Annotated in this window: 24 protein-coding genes; 15 read left to right on the plus strand and 9 right to left on the minus strand. The window is 59.1% G+C overall.

Translation table 11 applies throughout. The features are described 5' to 3' along the window. The 4 genes from AACO21_RS07245 to AACO21_RS07260 form a co-directional block, all read right to left on the minus strand. Nucleotides 1–1077: a sulfate ABC transporter ATP-binding protein gene (locus AACO21_RS07245; RefSeq protein ID WP_346191835.1), complete on the minus strand. Its 1077-nt coding sequence runs from the start codon at nt 1075–1077 to the stop codon at nt 1–3. Continuing rightward, nucleotides 1074–1949 (minus strand): sulfate ABC transporter permease subunit CysW, encoded by an 876-nt coding sequence (gene cysW, locus AACO21_RS07250; protein WP_346191836.1) that lies wholly within the window; start codon nt 1947–1949, stop codon nt 1074–1076. Before cysW ends, AACO21_RS07245 begins: the two co-directional genes overlap by 4 nt. Then, nucleotides 1946–2824, minus strand: coding sequence for a sulfate ABC transporter permease subunit CysT (gene cysT, locus AACO21_RS07255; protein WP_346191837.1), 879 nt, complete (start codon nt 2822–2824; stop codon nt 1946–1948). The genes cysW and cysT overlap by 4 nt, the downstream gene beginning before the upstream one ends. 90 nt (nt 2825–2914) lie before the next feature. Continuing rightward, entirely contained in the window at nt 2915–3913 is a 999-nt protein-coding gene (locus tag AACO21_RS07260; RefSeq protein WP_346191838.1) for a sulfate ABC transporter substrate-binding protein, read from the minus strand. Between the two features lie 177 nt (nt 3914–4090). On the opposite strand from AACO21_RS07260, the gene AACO21_RS07265 reads away from it, so the two are divergent. Further along, complete coding sequence (locus AACO21_RS07265) at nt 4091–4654, plus strand: OmpA family protein (RefSeq protein WP_346191839.1); 564 nt, start codon at nt 4091–4093, stop codon at nt 4652–4654. A gap of 54 nt (nt 4655–4708) precedes the next feature. On the opposite strand, the gene AACO21_RS07270 is transcribed toward AACO21_RS07265, so the two are convergent. Genes AACO21_RS07270 through AACO21_RS07280 form a run of 3 tightly spaced genes read right to left on the minus strand, consistent with a single transcriptional unit; the run spans nt 4709 to nt 6497 of the window. Continuing rightward, nucleotides 4709–5161 (minus strand): thioredoxin fold domain-containing protein, encoded by a 453-nt coding sequence (locus AACO21_RS07270; protein WP_346191840.1) that lies wholly within the window; start codon nt 5159–5161, stop codon nt 4709–4711. Next, nucleotides 5158–5472 carry a cytochrome c gene (locus tag AACO21_RS07275; protein WP_346191841.1) on the minus strand — a complete coding sequence of 105 codons (315 nt, stop codon included), beginning with the start codon at nt 5470–5472 and terminating at the stop codon, nt 5158–5160. Before AACO21_RS07275 ends, AACO21_RS07270 begins: the two co-directional genes overlap by 4 nt. Nucleotides 5473–5483: 11 nt before the next feature. Then, nucleotides 5484–6497: an MBL fold metallo-hydrolase gene (locus tag AACO21_RS07280; RefSeq protein WP_346191842.1), complete on the minus strand. Its 1014-nt coding sequence runs from the start codon at nt 6495–6497 to the stop codon at nt 5484–5486. A 155-nt stretch (nt 6498–6652) separates the two neighbouring features. Between AACO21_RS07280 and AACO21_RS07285 the strand changes: the two genes are divergently transcribed. Then, nucleotides 6653–7258, plus strand: a complete 606-nt coding sequence (locus tag AACO21_RS07285) for a c-type cytochrome (protein WP_346191843.1) — start codon at nt 6653–6655, stop codon at nt 7256–7258. A gap of 88 nt (nt 7259–7346) precedes the next feature. Here AACO21_RS07285 and AACO21_RS07290 read toward each other — a convergent pair whose 3' ends face one another. Both AACO21_RS07290 and AACO21_RS07295 read right to left on the minus strand, forming a co-directional pair. Then, nucleotides 7347–8624, minus strand: a complete 1278-nt coding sequence (locus AACO21_RS07290) for an FCSD flavin-binding domain-containing protein (RefSeq protein WP_346191844.1) — start codon at nt 8622–8624, stop codon at nt 7347–7349. Nucleotides 8625–8637: 13 nt separating this feature from the next. Next, a complete protein-coding gene (locus tag AACO21_RS07295) occupies nt 8638–8943 on the minus strand; it encodes a c-type cytochrome (RefSeq protein WP_346191845.1) in 306 nt (101 codons plus the stop codon). Nucleotides 8944–9123: 180 nt separating this feature from the next. Here AACO21_RS07295 and AACO21_RS07300 point away from each other — a divergent pair, with 180 nt between their 5' ends. From AACO21_RS07300 to AACO21_RS07360, 13 genes are all read left to right on the plus strand, one after another. After that, entirely contained in the window at nt 9124–9453 is a 330-nt protein-coding gene (locus tag AACO21_RS07300; protein ID WP_346191846.1) for a metalloregulator ArsR/SmtB family transcription factor, read from the plus strand. Nucleotides 9454–9499: 46 nt separating this feature from the next. Beyond that, nucleotides 9500–10846, plus strand: coding sequence for a sulfite dehydrogenase (soxC, locus tag AACO21_RS07305; protein WP_346191847.1), 1347 nt, complete (start codon nt 9500–9502; stop codon nt 10844–10846). Beyond that, on the plus strand, nt 10830–11876 hold the full coding sequence (locus AACO21_RS07310) for a c-type cytochrome (RefSeq protein ID WP_346191848.1): 1047 nt from the start codon (nt 10830–10832) through the stop codon (nt 11874–11876). The genes soxC and AACO21_RS07310 overlap by 17 nt, the downstream gene beginning before the upstream one ends. Nucleotides 11877–11901: 25 nt before the next feature. Beyond that, nucleotides 11902–12369, plus strand: a complete 468-nt coding sequence (soxY, locus tag AACO21_RS07315; RefSeq protein WP_346191849.1) for a thiosulfate oxidation carrier protein SoxY — start codon at nt 11902–11904, stop codon at nt 12367–12369. Nucleotides 12370–12393: 24 nt separating this feature from the next. Further along, complete coding sequence (gene soxZ, locus AACO21_RS07320) at nt 12394–12705, plus strand: thiosulfate oxidation carrier complex protein SoxZ (RefSeq protein WP_346191850.1); 312 nt, start codon at nt 12394–12396, stop codon at nt 12703–12705. 67 nt (nt 12706–12772) lie between these two features. Beyond that, entirely contained in the window at nt 12773–13594 is an 822-nt protein-coding gene (soxA, locus tag AACO21_RS07325; RefSeq protein WP_346191851.1) for a sulfur oxidation c-type cytochrome SoxA, read from the plus strand. 14 nt (nt 13595–13608) lie between these two features. Continuing rightward, nucleotides 13609–14253, plus strand: a complete 645-nt coding sequence (gene soxX / locus AACO21_RS07330) for a sulfur oxidation c-type cytochrome SoxX (protein ID WP_346191852.1) — start codon at nt 13609–13611, stop codon at nt 14251–14253. A gap of 60 nt (nt 14254–14313) precedes the next feature. Then, nucleotides 14314–16035 (plus strand): thiosulfohydrolase SoxB, encoded by a 1722-nt coding sequence (gene soxB / locus AACO21_RS07335; RefSeq protein WP_346191853.1) that lies wholly within the window; start codon nt 14314–14316, stop codon nt 16033–16035. Between the two features lie 74 nt (nt 16036–16109). Then, nucleotides 16110–16718, plus strand: coding sequence for a rhodanese-like domain-containing protein (locus tag AACO21_RS07340; protein ID WP_346191854.1), 609 nt, complete (start codon nt 16110–16112; stop codon nt 16716–16718). 356 nt (nt 16719–17074) lie between these two features. Next, on the plus strand, nt 17075–18415 hold the full coding sequence (locus AACO21_RS07345; protein WP_346191855.1) for an integrase family protein: 1341 nt from the start codon (nt 17075–17077) through the stop codon (nt 18413–18415). A 119-nt stretch (nt 18416–18534) separates the two neighbouring features. Then, a complete protein-coding gene (locus AACO21_RS07350; protein WP_346191856.1) occupies nt 18535–19608 on the plus strand; it encodes a hypothetical protein in 1074 nt (357 codons plus the stop codon). Nucleotides 19609–19838: 230 nt separating this feature from the next. Continuing rightward, nucleotides 19839–20078 carry a hypothetical protein gene (locus AACO21_RS07355; protein WP_346191857.1) on the plus strand — a complete coding sequence of 80 codons (240 nt, stop codon included), beginning with the start codon at nt 19839–19841 and terminating at the stop codon, nt 20076–20078. Next, nucleotides 20075–21064, plus strand: a complete 990-nt coding sequence (locus AACO21_RS07360) for a YfjI family protein (protein ID WP_346191858.1) — start codon at nt 20075–20077, stop codon at nt 21062–21064. The genes AACO21_RS07355 and AACO21_RS07360 overlap by 4 nt, the downstream gene beginning before the upstream one ends. Nucleotides 21065–21117 lie beyond the last annotated feature (53 nt).

The following is a 21117-nucleotide window of genomic DNA, read 5'->3' on the forward strand; positions in this document are numbered from 1 at the left end:
TCAGAACAGGAAGGCTTGTTTTTCCGGCGCCGGGCGCGGCTGGTTGTCGGCCCCGAACACGCGCATCTGGCGGGGACGGAACCAGACCTGCTGGCCAACCACCAGTTGCAGGGCTTCGTGACGCTCGCGCGAGAGCTCGACCTCGACGATTTCGGCATCGTGCTGCAACTCGATCCGCACCACCGGCCCGATCGGATGCACATGCGACACGGTGGCCGGCATGCCGTTTTCCAGGAGCACATTGGAGAGATCGATGTCGTGCGGACGCACAAAGGCCGTGGCCTTGTCGGCCTTGTTCGCCGTGGCTTCACGCTCGACCTCGGCGTAACCGCCCTGCACCCGGCTGTGGAAAACGTTCACATTGCCCAGGAACTGATAGACGAACGGCGTGGCGGGCGAGGAATACACCTCGTCCGGCGAGCCGATCTGCTCGATCTTGCCGTGGTTCATGACGACCACACGGTCGGCGACCTCCAGCGCCTCTTCCTGATCGTGCGTCACGAACACGGAGGAGATGTGCATGTCGTCGTGCAGGCGGCGCAGCCAGCGGCGCAGTTCCTTGCGCACCTTGGTATCGAGCGCGCCGAACGGCTCGTCGAGCAGGAGCACCTTGGGTTCGACGGCCAGGGCGCGGGCGAGCGCAATCCGCTGACGCTGACCGCCGGAGAGCTGCGAGGGGTAACGGTCGGCCAGCCAGTCCAGCTGGACGAGGCCGAGCAGTTCCATGACCCGGCGCTTGATCTCGGCATCCGACGGGCGTTCCTTGCGCGGTTTGACGCGCAGACCGAAGGCCACATTCTCGAACACCGTCATGTGACGGAACAGCGCGTAATGCTGGAAGACAAAACCGACATTGCGCTCACGGGCGTGCAGATGCGTTGCCTCGGCACCGGAGAAGAGAATGTCGCCCTGATCGGCGGTTTCCATGCCGGCGATGATGCGCAGCAGCGTGGTCTTGCCGCAACCGGAGGGGCCGAGCAGTGCAACCAGTTCGCCGGTCGGGATATCGAGGTTGATATTGTCGAGCGCGACGAAATTGCCGAAGCGCTTGGAGATATTGCGGATTTCGATGCTCATGATGTTTTCTCGCCGGGTAGTTCTGCATTCAGCATGTCGGTTTCCTTCTTCATACGCCATTCAACGATGGTCTTGGCGACCAGCGTGACGAGCGCCAGCAAGGCGAGCACCGACGCTGCAGCGAAGGCGCCGATGGCGTTGTATTCGTTGTAGAGGATTTCGACGTGCAGCGGCAGCGTGTTGGTCTCGCCGCGGATGTGGCCGGAGACCACCGACACCGCGCCGAATTCGCCCATCGCCCGGGCATTCGACAGGATCACGCCGTAGAGCAGGCCCCACTTGATGTTGGGCAGGGTGACGCGCCAGAACATCTGCCAGCCGGAAGCGCCAAGCGAAATCGCCGCCTCCTCCTCGTCTTTGCCCTGCGACTGCATCAGGGGAATCAGTTCGCGGGCGATGAAGGGGAAGGTGATGAACAGCGTGGCGATGATCATGCCGGGGACAGCGAAGATGATCTTCACGTCCTTGGCTGCCAGCCACTCGCCGAAATAGCCCTGGGAACCGAACATCAGGATGAAGATCAGGCCCGCCACCACCGGCGACACGGCAAAAGGCAGGTCGATCAGCGTGATCAGCAGGCTCTTGCCCCGGAAATCGAATTTCGCGATGGCCCAGGCCGCTGCCACGCCAAACAGGATATTGAAAGGCAGCACGGCGAGTGCGATGACGACGGTCAACCAGATGGCGGAGCGGGTTTCCGGATCGCCCAGCGCCGCCAGATACACCGGGACGCCTTGCGCCAGCGCTTCGACGAACACGGCCAGCAAGGGCATGCCGAGGAAGAAGAAGAGGAAGCCCAGCGCGATGGCGAGCAGGGTATAGCGTACCCAGGCCGGTTCCTGGGTGGCGCGGGTCAGTTTGTTGTGGCTCATGCGCCCTCCCCTTGCTTGGCTTTACCGGCAGCCACTTCGAGCGGCTCGGTGTTTTTGTGCCGATTCGCCGCCCACCATTGCAGGGCATTGATGACCAACAAGAGCACGAAGGAAATGGCCAGCATGACCACGGCCAGCGCCGTCGCGCCGAGCACGTCGTACTGCTCCAGTTTGGAGATGATCAGCAGCGGCACGATTTCGGAGACCAGCGGAATGTTGCCGGCAATGAAGATGACCGAACCAAACTCGCCGAGCGCCCGCGCGAAGGCCAGCGCAAACCCGGTGAGCAGGGCCGGGCCGATGGCCGGAAAGATCACCTTGGCAAAGGTCTGCCAGCGCGAGGCGCCCAGCGTCGCCGCCGCCTCCTCGACCTCGGTTTCGATATCCTCGATCACCGGCTGCAGGGTCCGCACAACAAAAGGCAGTGTGACGAAAGTCAACGCGACGATGATACCGAGCGGCGTATACGCCACCTTGATGCCCAGCGGCTCCAGATACTGGCCAAGCCAGCCGTTGCCGGCATACAGCGTGGCCAGCGTGATCCCGGCCACGGCGGTGGGCAGCGCGAAAGGCAGATCGACCAGGGCATCGACAAAACGCTTGCCCGGGAAGGTATAGCGCACCAGTACCCAGGCCACGATCAGGCCAAAGAAGGCATTGATCAGGGCCGCGATCAGCGAGGAAACGAAGGTCACGCGAAACGCTGCAAGTGAGCGCTCACCTAACGCAATATCGAGAATCTGCGCGAAGCCCAGCTCGGAGGCCTTGAGGATCATGCCGCCGAGCGGAATCAGGATCAGAAGCGAGAGATACACCAGCGTGTAGCCCAGCGCCAGGCCAAAGCCGGGCAACACGCGTCGGGAAGGAGAAGCCATGATTTTGGGACTCTGTAGAACGTCGACCGTCGGACACGAAAAACAAAGGCCGGGCGGTCTCACCCGGCCTGTTCAAGATACCGCCGGTACTTACTTGGCGACGTACACCTGATCGAAGCTGCCGCCATCCTTGAAGTGGGTCACGAAAGCTTTGTGGGCGCCGCCGAAGACTTCATCGACGGTAAAGGTTTTCACCGGCGGGAAGAAGTGCGCGTACTTCTTGAGCAACTCGGCATCACGCGGACGCAGGTAATTCTGAGCCGCATTTTCCTGGCCTTCCTTGGACCACAAATACTCCAGATAGGCCGTTGCCTGCTTGCGCGTACCCTTCTTGTCGACCACCTTCTCGACCACGGCGACCGGGAATTCGGTCTGCATGGTCAGGCTCGGATAGACGACCTCGAAATCCCCTTTGCCGAATTCCTTGGCAATCATTTCCGCTTCGGACTCGAAGGTGATCAGCACATCGCCCAGGCGACGCTGCATGAAGGTGGTGGTGGCATCGCGGCCGCCGGCGGCAAAGAGCGGGGCATTCTTGAGCAGCTTGCCGACAAACTCCTGCGCCTTGGCATCATTGCCGCCCGGCTGCTTGAGCGCCCAGGCCCAGGCAGAAAGATAGGTATTGCGGCCGTTCCCGGTGTTTTTCGGATGCGGCACGATCACCTGCACACCCGGTGCAGCCAGGTCGCCCCAATCCTTCAGCGCCTTCGGATTGCCCTTGCGCACGATGAAGACCATGGCCGAGGTGTAGGGCGAGGCATTGTTCGGGAATTTCTTGGCCCAGTCTTTGGCGACCAAGCCCTTCTCGGCCAGGAACTCGATGTCGTTGGCCTGGTTCATGGTCACCACATCGGCTTCCAGGCCATCGGCCACGGCGCGTACCTGCTTGGTCGAACCACCATGCGACTGCTTCAGCTCCAGGCTTTCCCCCGTTTTGGCCTTCCAGTGTTTCTGGAACATCGGGTTGTAATCCTTATAGACATCGCGGGCGACGTCGTAGGAAGCGTTGAGCAGGGTCGCATCCGCCAGGGCCGCCGAAGCGGTCAGGGCAAGAATCAGCGCAGACAGGGATTTGCGGAAAACAGCCATCACAGACTCCTCTATAACCAATGGCCTAAATTTAGCCGAGGTTTATATAACGACAAAGATAATTTTTGAATTTGTTTATCTCAAAATTAAATAACAACCACCCTGTGCCACGCAGATAGCTGGTGGGTAACTCGCCAAGCGGCTATCATTCAGGTCTCCTTAGTCGCCCAATCCATCATGCGCGTTCCCTTTTCCCGTTCGTTGCCGCTCATCGCGACCGCCCTCATCCTGAGCGCCTGCGTCTCCACGAAGGATGTTCCGGTCAACAAACACATTTCGCAAAGCGGGCAACTCAAGGTGCATCCGGGCCTGCTCGGCATGCCCGTCCCGGCAGAACTGGCCGACACCATGCCGGGCGCCACCGTCGCCGAAGCACCGATCAAGATGGACGAAGTCGGCTTGCGCACGCAGCGCAGCGTCTACTTCGACCTCGATGCCACCGCCATCCGCGCCGAATTCAACCCGATGCTGCAAGCGCATGCGCGCTACCTGCAGGCCAACCCGAAGGCCCGCGTGCGCATCGAAGGGAATGCCGATGAACGCGGTAGCGCCGAATACAACCAGCGCCTCGGCATGCGCCGCGCGGAAAGCGTCCGTCAGGCCATCATTGGCCATGGCGCATCGGACAAGCAGGTGGTCCTGAAGTCGCTGGGCGAAAGCCGTCCGAAGCTGAAGGGTCACGACGAAGAATCCTGGACAGAAAACCGCCGCGCCGACGTGGTGTACGAGAAGGAAAACTGATCGCTCAAGGCGGTCATGCAAAAAGGCCACCCGCGGGTGGCCTCTTTCATGCCTTCAACGCTGCCCTTTCGCCAGGGCGGCATCGAGATAGCTGTTATAGAAATCCGGCAGGCGCGCACCGATGATGGGGTCGGCCAGCACCTTGCCCTGCTCGCCATAAAAGGCCACCACCGGCACAAAGCGGATACGCTCGCGCCGGGCAAATGCGGCATGGGTGGTTTTTTCGCCGGCAAAATCCAGCAGCGGCGTTTCCTTGTCCTGATCGATCTGGCGCACGACGACACGCCCGCCGTATTCCGGGCTTTTGGTCAGCGGCAGCAGATGCTCGCGCCGCACCGCCGCGCAATAGCGGCAATCCTGACGGCTGTACAGAATGACCAGCGGATAGCCGGCCGCCCGCGCCATTTTGGCCTCTGCCTGGAGGTTGACCGCCGGCGGCAGGCTGGCCGCCTGCGCCAGCGCCGCCCCCGCAAGGAGCAAGCTCCCCAGAAACAAACGCCGGATCATTGTTTGAACTGGTAGTACTGCTGGTTCAACCAGGCTGCAACGCTGGCTTCATCCTCCGGAAACCAGCCGGCGCTGACCTGCGCGTTGCATGAAGCCACCCGCTGCAGGATGTCGAGTTGCGACGACAGCAGCCGGCCGTCGCGGGAGTACATCTTGCTGCCGTCGCCGCCATAGAGCCGGACATGGCAGGCCACGCACTTCTCCCGATGCAATTCGGCCGCCTGCTTCAGGTCGACCGCCGTGCCCCAGGGCGCCTCGGCCAATGCCTGGCCCGTCAATCCCAGACACAAGATCCATCCTGCCTTATTCACGCTACGCCCCCTTAAAAACCCGCCGCCTCGGCTTCCAGATAGGCCAGGCTGACATACTTGCCGATATTCGCCTCAAACCCCTTGGTGTCCTTGGCGCGCGAAGCCACGCGCGCATCGCGCAGGACCAGGTCCTTCGCCGCCTCCAGCGGCAGCCCATCGCGAATGGCCTGCTCACAAGGACGATAAATCCCCTCGAAGAGTTCCCGGTTCCATTGCAGCACCTGCGCCCCCGGCAAACCATGTCCGGGCAGCCAGAGACGGCTGGCGGCATGCTGCTCCAGCGCAGCAAAAGTAGCCAGGCTGCCGAGGTAGGAACCATCGTCCATATTGGCGATACGGCGATCCATGGCCACATCGCCGACACAGGTCAGGCGATCTTCCAGGACTTCGACGCAAATGTCCGAGGGCGTGTGTGCCTTGCCGTAATGATGAATCCGCAGGCTGACATCGCCGAATTTGAGCACCTCACCGTGGTTGACCGTCCGGTTCGGCGGCACGACCTGAGTGCCCATGGTCGCCTGATTGGTCCATTGTTCCATCAGGGTTCGCCAGAGATTGCCTTGCATGCCGCGAATTTCCGCCTGCGTGCCGGGATGGGCATAGATCGGCAGCGCCGCCCCGTAGGCCTCGGCAAAAGCATGGTTTCCCAGCCAATGGTCGCCGTGATAGTGGGTATTGATGATGGCCACCACCGGCTTTTTCCACTGCTTGCGGACCTGGCGGATTGCCATCTCGCCAATCTGGACCGATGCCCCGCTATCCACCACGACCAGGCCGTCCCGCGTGTCCACAAACGTGATGTTGCACATCATCCCCTGGTTTTCCGGCGTCGGAAAAGCGTCGGGCGAATGGATCATCCAGACATGCGGTGAAATCTGACGCAGCGGATGATCGCGTACCACCGGGCCGCGCACGAAGTCATCGACCTCGCGGGCCAGGGCCAGCATGCCCGACCACGGCGCACACTCCGCTGCAAGCAGGGCACTCAGGCCCGCCGCATTTCTGAGAAACTGACGACGTTGCATCCCGCCTCCTTTTTTTATCGCCAGATCAAGGATCATGCAGCCGAATCGGCACATCCTCGATACTGGACTGCAGCACCTGCCCATTTGAAAGGCAGGCGTAAGATAATTATTATTTCATTATGTACTACTTTAACAATACACGAGGGGATACTCCAATGCATAACACCCGCCACCTGCTGGCTACCGTCCTGCTCACGCTGGGGCTCTCTGCCGGGGCGCTGGCCGGCGATGCCGAACGTGCCGCCGAGATCGTCAGCGGCCGCTGCTTCCTCTGCCACGGCCTGAACGGCGAATCCGCCAGTGCGGTCTTCCCGCGACTGGCTGGCCAGCATGCCGAATACGTCAGCAAGCAGCTGGGCGATTTCAAATCCGGCCGCCGCAAGAGCGACACCATGAAGCCGCAGGTCGATGACCTCACCCCGGCTGAAATGAAGGCCCTTGGCGCCTATTTCGAAAGCAAGGTAGTCGGGCCGCGCAAGGGCAAGGATGGCGAACTGCTCGCCGTCGGCAAATACATTTTCAACCGCGGCAACACCTTCAGCGGCCTGCCGTCCTGCGCCAGCTGCCACGGCGAACGCGGTCTCGGTACGCCCCAGCTGCCGCGTCTGGCCGGACAGCATCCGCGCTACATCGAGGATCAGCTCAAGCAGTTCAACAGCCGCGAGCGCAACAACGACAACGCGGTCATGCACACGGTCGCCTCCAAGCTGAGCGAACTGGAACGCCACGCCGTCGCCGAGTACATCGCCACCCTCGACTGAGCCCTTTCCGCATACCTGGCGCCGCTTGCCGGCGCACCAAAAACAATGGCCGCTTGACGCGGCCATTGTCGTTTCAGCATCCGGCGAATCAGGCGAGCATGTCTGCCCAGATGTTCTTGGCCCAGGCCAGGGCAATCTTGCCTTCGATCTCGTTGCGCGCCGCCGAGACACCGCCCGCCCCCTTGACCGGCTGCACCACCTTGGTAGCGGCATCGTACTGATGCACGGACGAAACGTGGATCACGTTCTTCGCATCCACGAAGCTGTAGCAGGTGTTCATCACGACCGGCTCCGGATTCGGCGCTTCGCCTGCAAGCAGGTTGAGAATGGCCGCCGCGGCCAGCTTGCCGTGCTGGTTGGCCATATGACCGGACTTCGGCATGGTCGGCGCCGGGAAGATGGCATCACCCAGGATGTGAATGCCGGCCATGTTGGTGGATTCCATGGACAGCCAGTTCACATCGACCCAGCGGTTGTTGATCAGCTTGATCCCGGACTTGTGCGCCACATCGCCCGCACGGTGCGGCGGGATGATGTTGAGCACGTCGGCCTTGAACTTGTCGAACTCGAGCACGGCCGTGTTGGTGGCGGCATCGACTTCCTTGACTTCGCTGTTCGGGCGGTACTCCAGCGTCCCCTTGTAGAGGTCGGCCCAGGCCTTCATGAAGAGCGCCTTCTTGGACTGCACATCTTCGTTGGCGTCGAGAATGACGACCTTGGACTTGGGCTTGTGCTTCTTGAAGTAGTCGGCCACCAGGCTGGCACGCTCGTACGGCCCCGGCGGGCAGCGATACGGTGCTTTCGGGATGGAGATGGCGTAGACGCCGCCGTCCTTCATGCTTTCCAGCTGCTTGCGCAAGGCCACGGTCTGCGGGCCGGCTTTCCAGGCATGCAGGATCTTGCCCTGTGCATCTGCGGCAGCGAGGCCGGCAATCTCGTCCCACATGAAATCCACACCGGGCGAGAGCACCAGACGGTCATAGCTCATCGAGCCGCCCGCCTTCAGGGAAACCGTCTTCTTTTGACCGTCGACCGCCAGGACCTCATCCTGAATCACACGCACGCCCCAGGTATTCTTCAGGCCGTCATAGCTGACGGTGATGTCTTCCATGGACTTGGTGCCACCGATCACCAGGTTGGAAATCGGGCAGGAAATGAAGGTCGGGTTGCGCTCGATCAGAGTGACCTGAACCGCGCCCTGGCTCCACATGCGCAGGTACTTGGCCACCGTGGCGCCACCATAGCCCCCACCGACCACCACCACATGGCCGCCCGCCTTGCCGGCACCGGCACAGCCGTACAGGGAGGCCATGGCGCTGGCCGCAGCGCCGACTTTCAGGAAATCGCGTCGTTTCATGAGCATCATCGTGATTTCCCCCTTATTTCTGCGCCGCAAAGTAAGCGGCGATCAGGTCAAGTTGCGCATCGGTATAGCCCTTGGCAATCTGATGCATGATGGTGGCCGGTCGGTCGCCCGCCTTGAATTCCATCAGCTTCTGCATGGTTTTGTCCTTGGGAACCCCTGCCAATGCGTCCAGGCCTGCGCCTTTGACCGCATGACCATTCGTACCGTGGCAGTTGGCGCAGGTTGCCGCCAGGTTACGCCCGAGGTTGGGATCCGCAGCATGGGCAGTCCCGGCAGTTGCCAGCACCCCCAGCGCAATCAGCATCGAAAAACGCGTCATCGGTTCATCTCCTCCTTCTGGTTGATATCGGGTTATAGCCGTGCCATCCCCGTTGCTGCAAGCATTCTAGCCCACTCTCCAGAACCGTCCGGGCAGCTGTGTTGCGACGCAACAATATTAGATGTTGACTATATAAGTATGTAGTTATACATTGATTTGTGACTTAGATCAAAAAATATCATGGACGAGACATCCCGCATCTTCGAGCAGGTTGCGCATTACTTCAGCCTGCTGGCCGACCCGACCCGACTGCGCATTCTTTCCTGCCTGTGCAGCGAGGAGCGCCCTGTGCATGAGGTCGTGGAGAGCATTGGCCTGACCCAAGCCAACATCTCCCGACATCTGAACATTTTGTATCGGGCCGGCGTGGTTGACCGTCGGCGCGAGGGATCTGCGGTCTATTACCGCGTCATTGACCCGAACTTCGTCGATATCTGCCGCACGGTCAGCATCACCGTGGCGAGCCGGGACATCGGGGAGGCCATGGGCCTGATCCCGTCCAAGCACTGAACAGCACACCAAGATCACCATTCATCATGGAGGGGAAAACAAGCTTATGAGCAATCATGACCACACGCCGGGACAGTTGAAACGCGCCCCGGAGAATTTTCTCGATGCGGCCGCCATCGAGGCGGTCGGCAAGGGACGCCGCGACTTCCTGCGCAAGAGTTTCCTGGCCGCCGGGGCGGCCGTTGCAGCCCCGTTTGCCGCCCGCGCCAGCGAAGGCGATCCGGCCATCCTGAACCTGCCGGAATGGACGACGAGCCTGGGGCAGCCGGTGGCGACCCGGCCCTACGGCACGCCGTCGAAGTACGAGAGCCAGTTGCTGCGCCGCGAATCGCCGGGTCTGACCCGCGTCGGTGGCGCCTCGGTCTCCTTCTGCCCGCTCCAGGGCCTGTTCGGCATCATCACGCCCTCCGGCCTGCACTTCGAGCGCCATCACCAGGGCTGGCATGACGTCGATCCGGCCCGCCATCGCCTGATGATCAACGGTTCCGATCCGGCTTTCCTGAAAAAACCCAAGGTCTACACGATGGACGAACTGATGCGCCTGCCCTCCGTGTCGCGCATTCACTTCATCGAATGCGGCGCCAACACCGGGCTGGAATGGGGCAATGTCGCCGTGCCCACCGTGCAATACACCCACGGCATGCTGTCCTGCTCCGAATTTACCGGCGTGCCGCTCAAGCTGTTGCTCGAGGATTGCGGCGTCGATTACAAAAAGGCCCGCTATGTGCTGGCCGAAGGCGCGGATGGCTCCTCGATGACGCGCACCATCCCGATGGAGATGGTCGAAAACGGCGAGGTTTTCGTGGCCTACGGCATGAACGGCGAGATGCTGCGCCCGGAAAACGGCTACCCGCTGCGCCTCGTGGTCCCCGGTGTACAGGGCGTTTCCTGGGTCAAATGGCTGCGCCGCATCGAAGTCGGCGACAAGCCTTATGCGACCAAGGACGAGGCGGTGCATTACATCGACCTGATGCCGAATGGCCTGCATCGCCAATACACCTCCATCCAGGAATGCAAGTCGGTCATCACCACCCCCTCGGGCGGCCAGACCCTGCTCAACCCCGGCTTCTACAACGTGACCGGCCTGGCCTGGTCCGGGCGTGGCCGCATCAAACAGGTCGATGTTTCCTTTGACGGCGGCATCAACTGGCAAACGGCCCGTCTTGAAGGCCCGGTGCAGAACAAGGCGCTGACCCGTTTCAACATCGGCTGGGTCTGGGATGGCAAACCCGCCCTCCTGCAATCGCGCGCCATCGACGAAACCGGCTACGTGCAGCCGACCTACGGCCAATTGCGCAAGGTGCGCGGCACCAAATCCATTTATCACAACAATGCGATCCAGTCCTGGAAGGTCGTTGAAAGCGGGGAGGTCACCAATGTCCAGGTTCTCTAAATCGTTGCTGGTTTTGGCCCTGTTCGGCGCGTCGACCGCCGCCCTGGCCTTTGACAACTTCAAGGGGATTGGTCGGCAGGCAACGTCGGCCGAGGTGAAAGCCTGGGACATCGATGTGCGCCCGGACTTCAAGGGACTGCCCAAAGGATCGGGTAACGTCGAGCGCGGTCAGGAGCTGTTCGAGGACAAATGCGCCTCCTGTCACGGCTCCTTCGGCGAATCGAACGAAGTGTTCACGCCGCTGATCGGGGGCACCACCGCCGAGGACATCAAGAACGGTCGCGTCGGCGGTTTCCTGAAGGGCGACATCCCCCAGCGCACGACCTTCACCAAGGTCGCCACCATTTCCACGGTGTATGACTACATCTACCGTGCGATGCCCTGGACGGCACCCAAGTCGCTCAAGCCGGACGATGTCTACGCCATCCTCGCCTACTTCCTGAACCTCGCCGAGATCGTCCCGGCAGACTTCACGCTGTCGGACAAGAACATCGCCGAGGTACAGCAGAAGATGCCCAACCGCCACGGCATGACCACCGACCACGGCATGTGGCCGGGCGCGTCAGCCAAGAAGGGCGGGATCGGCAATGGCGGTACGCCGGACGTGAAGAACACGGCCTGCATGAAAAACTGCAAGCCGGCGGTTCAGATCGGTTCCACCTTGCCCGACTACGCCCGCACCGCGCATGGCGAACTGGCCGACCAGAACCGCAGCTTCGGTCCGGTACGCGGCACGCGCACGCTGGGCGAAGCCGCGAAACCGGCCGCCCCGGCCAATCCGACGCTGGAGATGGCCACCAAGCACGGGTGCATGGCCTGCCACGGCATCAACGCCAAGATCGTCGGCCCCGGCTACAACGAGGTGGTCGCGCGCTACAAGGATCAACCCGATGCGGCAGCCCGCCTTGTGACCAAGGTAAAGAACGGCGGCCAGGGCGTCTGGGGCAGCATCCCGATGCCGCCCAACGGCCATCTGCCTGAAGCCGATATCCAGAAACTGGTGCAGTGGATTCTGTCCGGTGCCAAGTAAGTCGAATTTCTACAGAGGAGAAGTCATGAACACGCAACGTCGCAATGTCCTGAAAGCCGGCTCCGGTGCCGCGCTGCTCAGCCTGCTGGCCACCGCCGGCATCATCACCCCGGGCATGGCCCTGGCCGACTGGAACAAGGCTGCTTTTGACGCCAAAAGCATGGCCGACACCCTGAAAGCCCTGGGGGCCGAAGCACCGGCAGACAGCAAGGATGTCCAGGTAACCGGCCCGGACATCGCCGAAAACGGCGCCGTCGTCCCGGTCGGCATCACCACAACCCTGCCGGGCGTGACGATGGTCGCCATCCTGATCGACAAGAACCCGAATGCCCTGGCCGCCAGCTTCACCCTGCCGGAAGGCACCGAAGCCAACGTCCAGACGCGCGTCAAGATGGGCCAAACCTCGAACGTCTACGCCCTGGTCAAGGCCAACGGCAAGTTCTTCATGGCGACCAAGGAAATCAAGGTCACCCTCGGCGGCTGCGGCGGCTAACAGACAGAACACAGGAGAAAAAACATGGGCAACCCAATGAAAATCCGCGCCGCCAACAAGGACGGCATCACCGAAGTCAAAGTGCTGATCAGCCACGAAATGGAAACCGGCCAGCGCAAGGACGCCAACGGCGCCATCGTGCCGGCCTGGTTCATCACCGAACTGCAGGCCAAGCATGGCGACAAGGTCGTCCTGCAGGGCGAGTTCGGCACCGCCGTCTCGAAGAACCCCTACCTCGCCTTCAAATTCAAAGGCGGCGCCAAGGGCGAGAAAGTCACCGTGTCCTGGAAGGACAACAAGGGTGACAGCCGCACCGACGAAGCCGTGATCGCCTGACCGCAGACGCGAGACGCCGGTGGCAGGCGACACAGATCGCCGCCACCGTTTTCCCCTGGAGGAGAAAATGAGACAAACACTTTGGATCAAAACGCTCGCTGCAGCGGCGTTGACCGCAGGCCTGACGTCCCTGCCGGCACACGCCCAGGACAGTCGGGTCAATGATGAACTTGCCAAATACCGCGAAGCCCTGGCTGACGGCAACCCGGCCGACCTGCTCGAAGTGCGGGGCGAAGGCCTCTGGCGTGAAAAACGCGGCCCCAAACAGGCCTCGCTCGAAGCCTGCGATCTCGGCCTGGGCCCGGGCAAGCTCGAAGGGGCCTACGCCCAATTGCCGCGCTATTTCAAAGACACCGGCAAGGTGATGGATGTCGAATCCCGACTTGTGCACTGCATGGTCAGCCTGCAAGGCTTCAAGGCCGACGAGGTGACCCGGCACTGGTATTCCAAACCGGGCACCGAATCCGACATCGAAGCACTGGTCACCTTCATCGGCGCCAAGTCGAACGGACTGAAGATTCATGCGCCCGCCAGCCACCCGGAAGAAGCCCGCATGGCCAAGATGGGGGAATACATCTTCTATCGCCGCTCAGGGCCCCAGGACTTTTCCTGCGCCATCTGTCACGGCCAGGAAGGCAAACGCATCCGTCTGCAAGAGCTGGGCAACCTGACCACCCCCGCCGGCGCCGGCGAAGCCATGAAAACCTGGCCTTCCTATCGGGTTTCACAAGGGGCGGTCTGGACCATGCAGCGCCGCCTGATCGACTGCATGCGCCAGGCGCGCTGGCCGGAACCGAACTATCTGTCGGACGCTGTCATCGCCCTGGAAACCTTCCTGCAAAAAACCGCATCCGGCACCGTGATGGAAACGCCGGGCATCAAACGTTGAGCAAGGGGACGCGCATGAAACTGAAATTTGCCCTGCTGACGGCGTTGACCGTCGCCACCGCCTCCGCCTTCGCCGAAAAAGCCCCCGAACCACCGGGCGGCAAACACGCCCAGGCGGCGGAGCAACTATTCCGCGCCTCGTTCCGCGCCGACAATCCCAAATACTGGATGACGCGCCTGGATCAGGACGAGACCATGAAAACCTGCGGCCTGTATCGCGACAACCCGCCACGCAAGATCGGCGCCGCGCTGGAAAAGCAGAACCGCGCTACCATCCGCTATCCGGTCGACGGCAAGCTGATGGGCGACTGGCGCGAAGGCGAGAAGCTCGCCGCCGTGGGCACCGGCGGCCACATCGGCTTCATCCAGCCGGACCCGCCAGGCCGAACGCGCGGCGGCAACTGCTACGCCTGCCACGAACTGGCCAAGAAGGAGCTGGCCTACGGCACGATCGGTCCCAGCCTGCACCACTTCGGCAAGATCCGGGGCAACTCGGACGAGATCGTCAAATACGCCTACGACAAGATCTACAACTCGAATGCCTTCACGGCCTGCACCAACATGCCGCGCTTCGGCCTGCACAGCTGGCTGACGCCCGAGCAGATCACCCACATCGTGGCCTTTCTGATGGACCCGGCCTCACCGGTCAATCAAGACTAACTTGCGTGACTTGGGCCCGGCCGGCCAAACCGCCGGGCCATTTTTTCAAGGGATGGAATCATGAGCATGAATCGTCGGGAATTTCTTCAGGTGCTGGCCGTGGCCGCCGCAGGTGGCATGGCCTTGCACAGCGACTTTGCACAGGCCGAAAAGGGGGCTGCCAGGCTCTATGACCTGCCCAAATTCGGCAATGTCAGCCTGATGCATATCACCGACTGCCATGCCCAGCTGCTCCCGATCTATTTTCGCGAGCCCAACGTCAACCTCGGCCTGGGCGATCAGCGCGGCCAGGTGCCCCACCTGGTCGGCGAGCATTTGCTCAAACACTTCGGTTTTCGCCCCAACAGCCTCGAAGCCCATGCCTTCACCTATCTGAATTTCGAAAAGGCCGCCCAGACCTACGGCAAGGTCGGCGGCTTTGCCCATCTGGCCACCCTGGTCAAACGCATGAAGGCCAGCCGGCCGGGCGCCCTGCTGCTCGACGGCGGCGATACCTGGCAAGGCTCCGGCACGGCGCTGTGGACCAACGCGCAGGATATGGTCGATGCCTGCAAGGCCCTCGGCGTCGATGTCATGACCCTGCACTGGGAAGCCACCTATGGCGAGGAACGCGTCAAGGAAATTGAAGAAAAGGACTTCGCCGGCAAGATCGACATCGTGGCCCAGAACATCAAGACGGCCGACTTCGGCGATCCGGTCTTCAAGCCCTATGTGATGAAGAAGATCAACGGCATCCCCGTCGCCATCATCGGCCAGGCCTTCCCCTACACCCCGATTGCCAACCCGCGCTGGCAGATCCCGAACTGGAGCTACGGCATCCAGGACGACAACATGCAGAAAACCGTCGATGAAGCCCGTGCTGCCGGCGCGCAGGTCGTCGTCGTGGTGTCGCATAACGGCATGGATGTCGACCTCAAGATGGCCAGCCGGGTGCGCGGCATCGATGCGATCATGGGCGGCCACACGCACGATGGTGTCCCGGCGCCGGTCATCGTCAAAAATGGCGGCGGCCAGACCCTGGTCACCAACGCCGGCTCCAACGGCAAATACCTGGGCGTCCTCGATTTCGATGTCAAAAACGGCAAGGTCGCCGACTTCCGCTACAAGCTCTTGCCCGTCTTCGCCAACATGCTGCCGGCCGACAAGGACATGCAGGCCCTGATCGACAAGGTACGCGCCCCCTATCTCGGCAAGCTGAACGAAAAACTCGCCGTCACGGAGGGCCTGCTCTACCGTCGCGGCAACTTCAACGGCACCTTCGATCAGCTCATCCTCGATGCCCTGCTCAAGGAAAAAGAAGCCGAAATCGCGTTTTCGCCCGGTTTCCGCTGGGGCACCTCGCTGCTGCCCGGCCAGCCCATCCTGATGGAGCATGTGCTCGACCAGACTGCCATCACCTACCCCTGGACCACGGTCACGATGATGAGCGGCGAAACCATCAAGACGGTGCTGGAAGATGTCTGCGACAACCTCTTCAACCCCGATCCCTACTACCAGCAAGGCGGCGACATGGTGCGCGTCGGCGGGCTGCAATACACCTGCGACCCGACCGCCAGGATGGGCCAGCGCATCCAGAACCTGACCCTGAAGGGCAAACCGCTGGATGCCGGCAAAACCTACAAGGTGGCGGGCTGGGCACCGGTCTCCGAAGAAGCCAAAAACTCAGGCGAGCCGATCTGGGAGCTGGTTGCCCGCTATCTGCGCGACCTCAAAACGGTCAAACCGGTCAATCTCAATCTCCCGACCCTCAAGGGCATCGGCAACAACCCCGGCATGGTCTGAGCCCGACATGACATCCGGCATCCCGTTTCCCGACGGAATGCCGGATAATGAAGCGCTAATTTATGGGAGGAAACATGAAAAAGACGCTCAGCGCCGCCGCTTTCTGCATGCTTGTAACCCTGGCCAACGCACAGGAATGGGCCCCGGGCAATGCAGACTGGAACACGCTGCCCAGCATCAAGCAAAGCAAACAGGGACGCTACCTGACCCCGCAGCAGGCGCTCGACATGGTGCAACGCGATGGCAAAAATGTCCTTTTCCTGGACATCCGCACCCGCGCCGAAGCCATGTATGTCGGCATGCCCGCCCCGGTGGATGCGCTGGTGCCCTACGTCGAACATCAGGAAATCATGGCCGAATGGGATGACAAGCGGGGCATGTACCTGCTCGAACCGAATGTCGACTTCCCGAACGAAGTAGCCCGCCGCCTCGCCGCCAAAGGCCTCAACAAACACAGCCCGATCATCCTGATCTGCCGCTCGGGCGATCGCAGCGCCAAAGCCACCGACCTGCTCAGCCTGCATGGCTACACCCAGGTCTATAGCATTCCGGAAGGTTTCGAAGGCGACATGGGAAAAACCGGCGCCGCCAACGGTCGTCGTGCGGTCAACGGCTGGAAAAACGCCAATTTGCCGTGGAGCTACAAGCTCGACAAAGCCAAGATGTATTTCCCGGCGCAGTAATCCTGCACCACCGCCGGCAGCCCTGACTGGCTGCCGGTTGCCCCCTTGCGCACGGAACTCATCAGAGCGCTGCGCCGTACAAACAGCAAGACCGGGGGCGATACGGACTCAATCCCTTAAAAAGCAAAAAGCCCCGGCTTTTGACCGGGGCTAAGTGCCTGAATTCATTGGTGCCGTTGAAGTGAATCGAACACTCGACCTACTGATTACGAATCACACAATCAGTCAATCTAGAACAATCCAGATCAACACAAAAAAGCATATTAATACAATACTATCAATAATATACATAAAATTCCAGTTGATAAGCATTGATTGCCATTGCTAACATAGGGAGCAATTGAGGAGCAATTGTCATGGCAACCACCCGCATTCATCTGACACTGGAACGCATTCGAAAACTACAATCGCCACAGGGCAATCAAGCTGTCTATGTATTCGATGACGCCCCTCGCCAGTTATCGGTTAGGGTTACTCCAGCCGGCTCAAAATCATTCGTCTATTCTGGCAAGCTGAATGGCATCCCTCTTCGCGTCACTATTGGCAGCGTAGACACATGGAATCTTGATGATGCCCGAGAAGAAGCCCGACGCCTGCAACGGCTAATCGACACAGGAATTGACCCTCGCGAACTGGCCAAGGAAGAAATCGCCGCCAAAGCCGCAGCAAAGGCAGCTGAAGTTGCCGCAGCAACCGAGGCTGAGAACCGCAAGCGATACACCCTTCGAGCACTCTGTGAGACTTATACGAAACATCTTGAAGTTAACGGCAAGGGTAGAAGTGCTGCTGCTACTCGCTCAGCATTTAAGTGCCACGTTTTCAGCAATGATGTAGCCAACCTGCCTGCCAATGAGGTTAGTTCCCTGCTGATAGCCGGATTGGTTCGCAAAGTACGTGAGACCGGGAAGGAACGAGCAGCCGGCATACTTCGCAGCTACCTATCTGCTGCATATAACGCTGCCAAGAAAGCGCCGTTTGATGCCTCACTACCTGCTGACCTGATCCCGTTTAGTATCTCGTACAATCCGGTAGACGCAATTCCTGCCATTAAAATCAAAGCAGGCAATCGCACTCTGTCTACCAATGAGCTGAAGACCTACATGGCTTCACTCGGAAGCGACCTATCTGACCAATCCCTAAAATTGGCGCTTTATGCCGGCGGGCAACGCATGGCACAACTGCTCCGCGCAAAAATTGGCGACTACGACGACCAGACGCAAACACTACGCCTTTGGGATAGCAAGGGAAAGCGCACTACACCACGCGAACATCTACTGCCGCTTGCACCCGAGGCCGCGAAAATCGTTTCCAGCCTCGTTACCAGAGCGAAGGAACGGGAAACCGCGAAGGCCAAGGAACAATGCAGAGAGCCTATTTATAGTAATCTTTGGCTCTTCTCCACCCATGGCCGCGTGGCAATGACTTTTGAGACACCGGGCATTCGTGCCGCTGAAATATGCGCGGGCATGAAGGGAGAATCATTCAATCTGCGAGACATTCGCCGTACTGTCGAAACGATGCTAGCTGGCATGGGTATCAGCAAGGACACTCGCGCCCAACTACTCAGTCATGGGCTATCGGGAGTGCAGTCAGCCCACTATGACCGGCACACCTACACTGACGAGAAACGGAGAGCACTGAAAGCTTGGGAAGCTAAGCTCGAAGCCATTCTTTCATCCCAAAATACCAAACACTAAGCCCCTGTTCTATCTAATTCCAGAAGCACGTGATGAACCGGACAGAGTGCCATGCAATCAGCGCCCTCCTCACATATCATGCAGTTGGATACTGATAACTGATCCACTGGAGCCTACACATGAGCCACAAAGCGGATGGACTCGCAAACAACCCCGAGCAAAATTCAGACTCCGAAGACTTTATTTCAAAATTAGAAAGATTGAGAAAAGAGCAGCCCTACATCACCTTACAATCAGTGCTGGATGCTATTGCTCAAGGGATTGATATACCCCAAAGTGAGTTGAACCAATACCGTTGGCCTCCTCTGGTCAATATAAGCAGTAGCGACATAGATTCGATGCCTGATCTTTACCCCAGTACCTTGCCAAGCTTCCTAAACTACTCACGAGCAGCGAGAACGCTACACCTACTTATTGCAGAAGAAGCCCCCGAAGCCAAATGTTATGACTTCAATCATGAGTCGACCAACATCGTCGCCACCATTGATGCAAAGAACAGATGCTTAAATCTTTTAGCAGAAATAGCCGGCGCGGAACGAAAATTCTCTAACGAATGGTACAAAGCAGTTGAGCGATTCCGATATGCAATTCAGTTTTCCTTCGATCACACATCTATTCACGCACCAAATTCTCAATTAATGATACCAACAGAAGCTGAGCAGATTGGCTTCAAATTTGACAACATCACGGACTTGTTGAGTAAACACAAGGTACAGTGCATAGCACCACAAAAAGACCCATTTTTTCCTAACTGGCACACCTACCTAGAGCCAGACACCATACAAAGCAAAACCAAAACGCCTGACAACAAATCCGAAACAAAGAAAAGTCTGCCGGATGGCGTTAGCTGTTATCCAAATTCAAAAGAAATAGCGGATGCATTTGCAGGCATCCTAGGAAAGAACCGAAGGCAGTGGGCGACTATGCTGAAATCCCCTCCTCATTGGCTTAATCCCGCCAGAATCGAAAGGGGACGTCGAGGAGTCAAAGGTGGCGCGACTTGGGATCCACTCATAATTGCGCAGAGCCTCATAGGTGGTGTGAAAATCGAGCTCCCCAAGGAATCATCATCTCGTTACAACGACAATATGCAAGTAACCCCAAAGCAATTAGAGAAAATTTTTACCTCTCATTTACGCTGTTGGGAAGATGCCTGGAAAAAGCTGGCTCTTGATTTGGACTCTTACTTGTAAGGTGAGAGCGCATCCTCATAGCAACCATCTCAATTGGACTTTTCGGGTCCACTCAGATGCTCCCGAAACATGCCTCATATCCTGGCAGATGCGGCCAAACGGCTGCAACGCCGCATGGATACTAGGTCTTTAATGCGCCCCAAAATTACTCATTGGGATGCATGAGGTGATAGCGATGTTCTTCAACGAAATCGACGAAGAACATTTTCTTACCTCATCTGGAGACCGCAATGCCCAAAACCCCCCCAAACAACCAATCGCCATACATTGTCGATAGCGACCTAACCACCAAGCAAGCAGCCGGAATTCTACATCTTCGTCCGCAAACCTTGCGAAAAGCGCTTTCCAAAAATGGATCGTACTTCGGCGTCCGGCCTCGAAAGGCAGCTAATCTGCGCCTTTTCTGGAATGCCGCTGAAATCAACAATCTCAAAAATACCAACGGTGCACAAAAGGGGGAGGCAGCATGAACGCCCCTCACAATCAGGCAATCTATCCTCTGGGGGCATTTTTCAAACCGATTTCGCTGGCAATGGAAGAAGTTTTTGAGGCCATCCAGGTACCTATGTCCATGGTCGGACCATCGTTTCTATCGACCATGGCTGCTGCGGTTCAGCGAGTTGCCGACGTCCGATTACCCACGGGACAGATCAGGCCTACATCCATGTTCACACTGACGATTGCCAACAGCGGAGAACGCAAGACGACCTTGGACGAATTGGTCGCGAAACCCCTGCACCAAAGGGACCTGCTTGAAGAAAAACGTCTCTTGCAACAACGTCAAGCCTTTGAAATCGAAAAAGATCGCTGGCAAACGATACGTTCCGCCCTCACTCGACGGATGTCTAAACTCATCGAAAAAGGCGAATCCACCGCCGTAATCGAAATAAAGCTAGCAGATCTCGATAATTCCAAACCGGAACCTATCCGAATTCGTCGCCTCGTTCGCCAAGACTTAACCCACGCCGCCATCATGAACGCACTCGAAGGGAATGGCGAATCTATTTTTATCAGCGCGAGCGAGGGAGATGCAGTCCTGAAGAGTGACCTATTGCAGCAGCGCTTCACCAGTCTCAACATGGCCTGGGGCGGGGAGTCGATCATCATCGACCGAGCAGACGATACTCACACAGCCATAAATCCTCGCTGCACCCTGTCGGTGCAGGTTCAGGAAGCGATATTATCCGAATTTATGCAAAAAAAGGGCGAATCGTTCCGAGGTTCGGGTTTTCTTGCTCGATGCCTTGTAACCCGCCCCATGTCGATGATTGGCTATCGATTAGTCCAAAGCGAACCACCGCAATGGAATCATCTAACTGCCTTCCATCTTCGCCTCAACGAACTACTCGAAGAAGGTGACCTACGTTTCGTGGCAGGGGTACCTCGTCAAATCATCGAATTCGACGAGGACGCCAGCTATCAATGGTCCGTCCGACGTCCCCCCGGAATTGAGTAGCGCCTGACTTTAGAGTCCAATCCATCACGACAAGGAGATTGGACATGAAGAAG

The sequence above is a fragment of the Dechloromonas sp. ZS-1 genome, from assembly GCF_039649255.1.
GTDB lineage: Bacteria > Pseudomonadota > Gammaproteobacteria > Burkholderiales > Rhodocyclaceae > Azonexus.

Coding starts and splice junctions, on each gene's coding strand:
- AACO21_RS07245 (WP_346191835.1), bottom strand. CDS start 1,077: ATGAGCATCGAAATCCGCAATATCTCCAAGCGCTTCGGCAATTTCGTC.
- cysW (WP_346191836.1), bottom strand. CDS start 1,949: ATGAGCCACAACAAACTGACCCGCGCCACCCAGGAACCGGCCTGGGTA.
- cysT (WP_346191837.1), bottom strand. CDS start 2,824: ATGGCTTCTCCTTCCCGACGCGTGTTGCCCGGCTTTGGCCTGGCGCTG.
- AACO21_RS07260 (WP_346191838.1), bottom strand. CDS start 3,913: ATGGCTGTTTTCCGCAAATCCCTGTCTGCGCTGATTCTTGCCCTGACC.
- AACO21_RS07265 (WP_346191839.1), top strand. CDS start 4,091: ATGCGCGTTCCCTTTTCCCGTTCGTTGCCGCTCATCGCGACCGCCCTC.
- AACO21_RS07270 (WP_346191840.1), bottom strand. CDS start 5,161: ATGATCCGGCGTTTGTTTCTGGGGAGCTTGCTCCTTGCGGGGGCGGCG.
- AACO21_RS07280 (WP_346191842.1), bottom strand. CDS start 6,497: ATGCAACGTCGTCAGTTTCTCAGAAATGCGGCGGGCCTGAGTGCCCTG.
- AACO21_RS07285 (WP_346191843.1), top strand. CDS start 6,653: ATGCATAACACCCGCCACCTGCTGGCTACCGTCCTGCTCACGCTGGGG.
- AACO21_RS07290 (WP_346191844.1), bottom strand. CDS start 8,624: ATGATGCTCATGAAACGACGCGATTTCCTGAAAGTCGGCGCTGCGGCC.
- AACO21_RS07295 (WP_346191845.1), bottom strand. CDS start 8,943: ATGACGCGTTTTTCGATGCTGATTGCGCTGGGGGTGCTGGCAACTGCC.
- AACO21_RS07300 (WP_346191846.1), top strand. CDS start 9,124: ATGGACGAGACATCCCGCATCTTCGAGCAGGTTGCGCATTACTTCAGC.
- soxC (WP_346191847.1), top strand. CDS start 9,500: ATGAGCAATCATGACCACACGCCGGGACAGTTGAAACGCGCCCCGGAG.
- AACO21_RS07310 (WP_346191848.1), top strand. CDS start 10,830: ATGTCCAGGTTCTCTAAATCGTTGCTGGTTTTGGCCCTGTTCGGCGCG.
- soxY (WP_346191849.1), top strand. CDS start 11,902: ATGAACACGCAACGTCGCAATGTCCTGAAAGCCGGCTCCGGTGCCGCG.
- soxZ (WP_346191850.1), top strand. CDS start 12,394: ATGGGCAACCCAATGAAAATCCGCGCCGCCAACAAGGACGGCATCACC.
- soxA (WP_346191851.1), top strand. CDS start 12,773: ATGAGACAAACACTTTGGATCAAAACGCTCGCTGCAGCGGCGTTGACC.
- soxX (WP_346191852.1), top strand. CDS start 13,609: ATGAAACTGAAATTTGCCCTGCTGACGGCGTTGACCGTCGCCACCGCC.
- soxB (WP_346191853.1), top strand. CDS start 14,314: ATGAGCATGAATCGTCGGGAATTTCTTCAGGTGCTGGCCGTGGCCGCC.
- AACO21_RS07340 (WP_346191854.1), top strand. CDS start 16,110: ATGAAAAAGACGCTCAGCGCCGCCGCTTTCTGCATGCTTGTAACCCTG.
- AACO21_RS07345 (WP_346191855.1), top strand. CDS start 17,075: ATGGCAACCACCCGCATTCATCTGACACTGGAACGCATTCGAAAACTA.
- AACO21_RS07350 (WP_346191856.1), top strand. CDS start 18,535: ATGAGCCACAAAGCGGATGGACTCGCAAACAACCCCGAGCAAAATTCA.
- AACO21_RS07355 (WP_346191857.1), top strand. CDS start 19,839: ATGCCCAAAACCCCCCCAAACAACCAATCGCCATACATTGTCGATAGC.
- AACO21_RS07360 (WP_346191858.1), top strand. CDS start 20,075: ATGAACGCCCCTCACAATCAGGCAATCTATCCTCTGGGGGCATTTTTC.